This window comes from Bacillus sp. 0209A (assembly GCF_036765095.1).
Taxonomy (GTDB): Bacteria; Bacillota; Bacilli; order Bacillales; family Bacillaceae; genus Bacillus; species Bacillus subtilis_G.
Window position 1 is genome coordinate 48,923 of the sequence record NZ_JBAIZV010000010.1, and the last position, 6,398, is coordinate 55,320.

At 44.1% G+C, this 6,398-nt stretch carries 8 protein-coding genes and 1 rRNA gene; all 9 read left to right on the forward strand.

The genetic code is table 11. The features are described from left to right. Position 1: 1 nt before the first annotated feature. Positions 2-586, forward strand: coding sequence for an aminodeoxychorismate/anthranilate synthase component II (gene pabA, locus V6D44_RS20715; RefSeq protein ID WP_087991855.1), 585 nt, complete (start codon positions 2-4; stop codon positions 584-586). After that, positions 586-1,467, forward strand: coding sequence for an aminodeoxychorismate lyase (pabC, locus tag V6D44_RS20720; protein WP_087991854.1), 882 nt, complete (start codon positions 586-588; stop codon positions 1,465-1,467). The genes pabA and pabC overlap by 1 nt, the downstream gene beginning before the upstream one ends. After that, positions 1,449-2,306 carry a dihydropteroate synthase gene (folP, locus tag V6D44_RS20725; RefSeq protein ID WP_253268765.1) on the forward strand — a complete coding sequence of 286 codons (858 nt, stop codon included), beginning with the start codon at positions 1,449-1,451 and terminating at the stop codon, positions 2,304-2,306. Before pabC ends, folP begins: the two co-directional genes overlap by 19 nt. Then, entirely contained in the window at positions 2,299-2,661 is a 363-nt protein-coding gene (folB, locus tag V6D44_RS20730) for a dihydroneopterin aldolase (RefSeq protein ID WP_087991852.1), read from the forward strand. Before folP ends, folB begins: the two co-directional genes overlap by 8 nt. Further along, positions 2,658-3,161: a 2-amino-4-hydroxy-6-hydroxymethyldihydropteridine diphosphokinase gene (gene folK, locus V6D44_RS20735; protein WP_253268766.1), complete on the forward strand. Its 504-nt coding sequence runs from the start codon at positions 2,658-2,660 to the stop codon at positions 3,159-3,161. Before folB ends, folK begins: the two co-directional genes overlap by 4 nt. Then, positions 3,113-3,331: a helix-turn-helix domain-containing protein gene (locus V6D44_RS20740; RefSeq protein WP_014112324.1), complete on the forward strand. Its 219-nt coding sequence runs from the start codon at positions 3,113-3,115 to the stop codon at positions 3,329-3,331. The genes folK and V6D44_RS20740 overlap by 49 nt, the downstream gene beginning before the upstream one ends. Positions 3,332-3,344: 13 nt before the next feature. Continuing rightward, positions 3,345-4,346: a tRNA dihydrouridine synthase DusB gene (gene dusB / locus V6D44_RS20745; RefSeq protein ID WP_253268767.1), complete on the forward strand. Its 1,002-nt coding sequence runs from the start codon at positions 3,345-3,347 to the stop codon at positions 4,344-4,346. Between the two features lie 91 nt (positions 4,347-4,437). Then, entirely contained in the window at positions 4,438-5,937 is a 1,500-nt protein-coding gene (gene lysS, locus V6D44_RS20750; protein ID WP_087991848.1) for a lysine--tRNA ligase, read from the forward strand. Positions 5,938-6,307: 370 nt separating this feature from the next. Then, a 16S ribosomal RNA gene (locus V6D44_RS20755) occupies positions 6,308-6,398 on the forward strand; the annotation flags it as partial.

Consider the following 6,398-nt stretch of genomic DNA (forward strand, 5'->3'; position numbering starts at 1 on the left):
AATGATTTTAATGATTGATAACTACGATTCATTCACGTACAACTTGGTGCAGTATTTGGGCGAGCTTGGGGAAGAACTGATTGTGAAACGCAATGACGACATCACGATCGAAGAAATTGACGAACTGTCTCCGGATTTTCTGATGATTTCACCCGGACCGTGCAGCCCCGATGAGGCAGGAATCAGCCTTGAAGCAATTAAACATTTTGCAGGGGAAATTCCCATTTTCGGTGTATGCCTCGGACATCAGTCCATCGCACAAGTGTTTGGCGGTGACGTGGTGAGGGCAGAGCGGCTTATGCACGGAAAAACCTCGGATATCGAGCATGACGGCAAGACAATCTTTGGAGGTTTGAAAAACCCCCTTGTCGCGACTCGTTATCACTCGCTGATCGTAAAACCTGAGACGCTGCCAAGCTGTTTTACAGTAACAGCCCGAACGAAAGAAGGAGAAATCATGGCGATTCGCCACAATGATCTCCCGATAGAGGGTGTGCAATTTCATCCGGAGTCTATTATGACCTCCTTTGGGAAAGAAATGCTCAGAAATTTCATTGAGACATACCGCAAGGAAGTTATTGCGTGATGATATATGTTAACGGCCGGTATATAGAGGAGAAAGATGCAGTTCTTTCTCCTTTTGACCATGGATTTTTATATGGGATCGGTGTTTTCGAAACCTTCAGGCTCTACGAAGGCTGCCCATTTTTGTTTGATTGGCATATAGAAAGGCTTGAGCGTGCGCTTCAGGATCTGCAAATCGAATATACTGTTTCAAAGCATGAGATTCTTGAGATGCTGGACAAGCTGCTTTGGCTGAATGATATCAGGGATGGCAATGCCCGCGTCAGATTGAACATATCAGCCGGAATCAGCGATAAAGGCTTTGTTGCCCAGACTTACGATAACCCAACCGTTTTATGCATTGTGAACCAGCTGAAACCAGAAAGCCTTCCATTCCAAAAAGAAGGCAAGGTTTTATCGATACGCAGAAACACACCAGAAGGGCCGTTCCGGTTAAAATCTCATCATTATTTAAATAATATGTATGCGAAAAGGGAAATCGGAAATGATCCGCGTATCGAAGGGATTTTCTTAACGGAGGATGGAGCTGTCGCGGAGGGCATCATATCGAATGTTTTCTGGAGAAAAGGGAGCTGCATCTACACTCCGTCAATTGACACAGGTATTCTGGACGGCGTCACGAGACGTTTTGTCATTGAAAATGCAAAGAAAATAGGACTGGAGCTTAAAACGGGCCGATACGAGCTGGAAGCTCTTTTGACAGCTGACGAAGCGTGGATGACAAACTCGATTCTGGAAATCATCCCGTTTACTAAAATAGAAGAAGTAAACTATGCGGGCCAAAACGGAGAAGCTGCCTCTGCTCTTCAAACGCTTTACAAAAAAGAAATAAAGAACATGATTCATGAAAAGGGAGGAAGAGAATGGCGCGGCAAACGATAGACCAAACACAAGTAATCCACACTAAGCCCAGCGCTTTATCATATAAAGAGAAGACACTGGTAATGGGTATTTTAAACGTAACGCCTGACTCTTTCTCGGACGGCGGAAAATATGACAGCTTGGACAAGGCGTTGATGCACGCGAAAGAGATGATCGAGGACGGTGCCCATATCATTGATATCGGAGGAGAATCCACAAGGCCCGGCGCCGAGTATGTGTCAGAGGATGAGGAGATGTCCAGAGTGATTCCTGTGATTGAGCGGATCACAAAAGAACTGGGCGTGCCGATTTCTGTAGATACGTACAAGGCTTCTGTCGCAGATGAAGCTGTTAAAGCCGGCGCATCCATCATCAATGATATTTGGGGAGCGAAACATGATCCGAAGATGGCTTCTGTTGCAGCTGAACACAATGTTCCGATTGTCCTCATGCATAACCGACCAGAGAAAAATTACAATGACTTATTACCGGATATGCTATCGGACTTATTGGAGAGTGTGAAAATCGCTGTTGAGGCCGGTGTGGAGGAGAAGAACATCATTCTTGATCCGGGAATCGGTTTCGCGAAAACCTATCACGATAATTTGGCAGTGATGAACAAACTCGAAATTTTCAGCGGACTGGGGTATCCGGTGCTTTTGGCAACCTCCCGAAAAAGATTCATCGGACGTGTTCTGGATCTTCCGCCTGAGGAGCGGACTGAGGGCACAGGTGCGACTGTGTGTCTCGGCATTCAAAAAGGCTGTGACATTGTCAGGGTCCATGACGTAAAACAAATTGCCAGAATGGCGAAAATGATGGACGCGATGCTGAATAAGGGAGGGGAGCACCATGGATAAGGTCTATGTAGAAGGCATGGAGTTTTATGGATATCACGGTGTGTTCAAAGAAGAAAATAAGCTTGGTCAGCGGTTTAAAGTTGATTTAACCGCTGAGCTGGATTTAAGCAAAGCAGGACAAACAGACGACCTTGAACAAACGATCAACTATGCTGAGCTCTATCACGTATGTAAAGATATCGTAGAAGGGGAGCCTGTCAAATTGGTGGAAACGCTGGCGGAACGTATTGCTGAAACTGTTCTTGAGAAATTTCAGCCGGTGCAGCAATGTACTGTGAAAGTCATTAAACCCGATCCGCCAATTCCCGGACACTATAAATCAGTAGCGGTTGAAATCACGAGAAAAAAATCATGAACAACATAGCTTATATTGCGCTTGGGTCTAATATTGGAGATAGAGAAACGTATTTAAGGCAAGCGGTGGCATTGCTTCACCAGCATGATGCGGTGACAGTGACTAAAGTATCCTCTATTTACGAAACTGACCCGGTCGGATACGAAGATCAAGATGAATTTTTGAATATGGCTGTTGAAATCAAGACGTCGCTGAACCCTTTTGAACTTCTTGAACTGACGCAGCATATAGAAAATGAGTTAGGCAGAACAAGGGAAGTGAGATGGGGACCGCGGACGGCAGACCTTGACATTTTGCTGTTTAATCGTGAAAATATTGAAACAGAGCGACTAATTGTTCCGCACCCGAGAATGTATGAGCGTATGTTTGTCCTTGCTCCGCTTGCGGAAATTTGCCCGCAGGTTGAAAAAGAGGCAACAAGCGCGGAAACAGACCAAGAAGGTGTAAGAGTATGGAAGCAGAAATCTGGGGTAGACGAATTCGTGCATTCAGAAAGCTGAAAGGTTATACTCAAGAAGGATTTGCAAAAGCGTTAGGTATATCAGTTTCTATTCTCGGCGAAATTGAACGCGGAAACCGATTGCCGTCAGCTGCCATCATTCAAGGTGCAGCAGATGTTTTAAATATAAGCGCGGACGAATTAGCGCCGCCAGAAAAAGATAACAAATGAAGGGAGGTTAAAAATGTTTAAAATCGGTGATATTGAATTGAAAAACCGTGTTGTGCTTGCCCCGATGGCTGGTGTCTGCAACTCGGCATTCAGATTGACTGTAAAGGAATTCGGTGCTGGATTGGTATGCGCTGAAATGGTCAGTGACAAAGCGATCCTTTACAACAATGCAAGAACCATGGGTATGCTTTACATTGATGAACGTGAAAAACCGCTCAGCCTTCAAATTTTCGGAGGAAAAAAGGAAAACCTTGTGGAAGCGGCAAAGTTTGTAGACCAAAACACAACTGCTGATATTATTGATATTAATATGGGATGTCCTGTACCAAAGATTACAAAATGTGATGCGGGAGCGAAATGGCTTCTCGATCCTGATAAGATTTATGAAATGGTTTCTGCAGTAGTGAATGCGGTTGATAAACCAGTTACAGTGAAAATGAGAATGGGCTGGGATGAAGACCACATTTACGCAATAAAAAACGCACAAGCTGTAGAACGTGCGGGCGGAAAAGCAGTTGCGCTTCACGGCCGGACAAGGGTGCAGATGTACGAAGGAACGGCAAACTGGGACATCATCAAAGAAGTAAAACAATCAGTATCGATTCCGGTTATCGGAAACGGAGATGTCAAAACGCCGCAAGATGCTAAGCGTATGCTTGAGGAAACAGGAGTAGACGGTGTCATGATTGGACGCGCCGCACTGGGCAATCCGTGGATGATTTACCGTACGGTTCAATACCTTGAAACAGGTGAATTAAAAGAAGAGCCGCAAGTACGCGAAAAAATGGCGGTATGCAAACTACACCTTGACCGCCTGATTAACTTAAAAGGTGAAAACGTAGCGGTAAGAGAAATGAGAAAACACGCTGCTTGGTATCTAAAAGGTGTAAAAGGCAATGCAAAGGTTCGTAATGAAATCAATCATTGCGAGACAAGAGAAGAGCTTGTACAGCTTTTAGATGCATTTACTGTTGAAGTTGAGGCAAAAGAGCTTCAAGACGCAAAAGTAGGATAATACTCACCTCTATTTGCTGCTCACTGCCAGTTTTGTGCTGGCAGTTTTTCTGCTTCTTTCATGAAACAATATCTGTAATGGAGTGATAACAATGAGTCAAGAAGAGCAAAACCATGAAGAATTGAACGACCAGCTGCAAGTCAGACGCGATAAAATGAATCAGCTGAGAGATAACGGCATTGATCCGTTCGGTGAGCGTTTTGAGAGAACTCATCAGTCTCAGGAAGTTATTTCGGCATATCAAGATCTAACAAAAGAAGAGTTGGAAGAAAAAGCGATTGAAGTTACAATCGCAGGCCGTATGATGACAAAACGCGGCAAAGGAAAAGCCGGCTTTGCGCATCTTCAGGACTTAGAAGGCCAAATCCAAATCTACGTAAGAAAAGACAGTGTTGGTGACGAGCAATACGAAGTCTTCAAGTCTTCTGACCTCGGTGATCTTATCGGCGTGACCGGAAAAGTCTTCAAAACAAATGTAGGCGAATTGTCTGTTAAAGCAACTTCTTTTGAATTGCTGACAAAAGCGCTTCGTCCGCTTCCTGACAAATACCATGGTTTGAAAGATGTTGAGCAGCGCTATCGTCAGCGCTACCTGGACCTTATCGTAAATCCAGACAGCAAACATACGTTCATCGCACGAAGCAAGATCATTCAAGCTATGAGAAGATACCTTGATGATCACGGATACTTAGAAGTAGAAACACCAACAATGCACAGCATTCCTGGGGGCGCTTCTGCACGTCCGTTTATCACCCATCACAATGCGTTAGATATTCCGCTCTATATGCGCATCGCAATCGAATTGCACCTAAAACGTCTGATTGTCGGCGGATTAGAAAAAGTATATGAAATCGGCCGTGTTTTCCGTAATGAAGGTGTCTCTACACGTCATAACCCTGAATTCACGATGATTGAGTTATATGAAGCATATGCGGACTATAAAGATATCATGAGCTTAACTGAAAACCTCGTTGCTCATATCGCCCAAGAAGTGCTTGGAACAACTACGATCCAATACGGGGAAGAACAAATCGACCTTAAACCGGAATGGAAAAGAATCCACATGGTTGATGCGGTCAAAGAAGCGACTGGCGTTGATTTCTGGGAAGAGGTTTCTGTTGAACAAGCGCGTGAATATGCAAAAGAACATGGCGTAGAGATTAAAGATTCTATGACAGTAGGCCATATCATTAACGAGTTCTTCGAACAAAAAATTGAAGAAACGCTTATTCAGCCAACGTTTATCTACGGACACCCTGTAGAAATCTCTCCTCTTGCTAAGAAAAATCCTGAGGACCCGCGTTTCACAGACCGTTTTGAACTGTTTATCGTTGGCCGTGAACATGCAAACGCGTTTACTGAGCTGAACGATCCTATTGATCAAAGAGAGCGCTTTGAAGCGCAATTAAAAGAACGTGAAGCCGGTAACGATGAAGCTCATTTAATGGATGAAGACTTTGTTGAAGCTCTGGAATACGGTATGCCGCCAACAGGAGGTTTAGGCATCGGTATTGACCGTCTGGTTATGCTGCTGACCAATGCACCTTCTATTCGCGATGTGCTGTTATTCCCGCAAATGAGACAGCGTTAATAAAGAAGAGCGGCATCTCTATTTAAGGGATGCCGCTCTTTTTAAATTCTTAAGTATTTCTTCAAAAAAACTATTGCACTATTATTTACAAGGTGGTATATTATTATTCGTTGCCGCTAAACAAGGCGATAACGAAAAAAACTTTGAAAAAAAGTTATTGACTTCACTGAGATAATGAGATATAATAATAAAGTCGCTTAAACGAAGTGAACAAAATGATCTTTGAAAACTAAACAAGACAAAACGTACCTGTTAATTCATTTTTTTATAAATCGCACAGCGATGTGCGTAGTCAGTCAAACTAGGCCTGCACAACGCAGGTCACGCAGGTGTCACCGCAGGATGCGGTGGACTTAACCTGTGATCCATTTTATCGGAGAGTTTGATCCTGGCTCAGGACGAACGCTGGCGGCGTGCCTAATACATGCAAGTCGAGCGGACAGATGGGAGCTTGCTCCCTA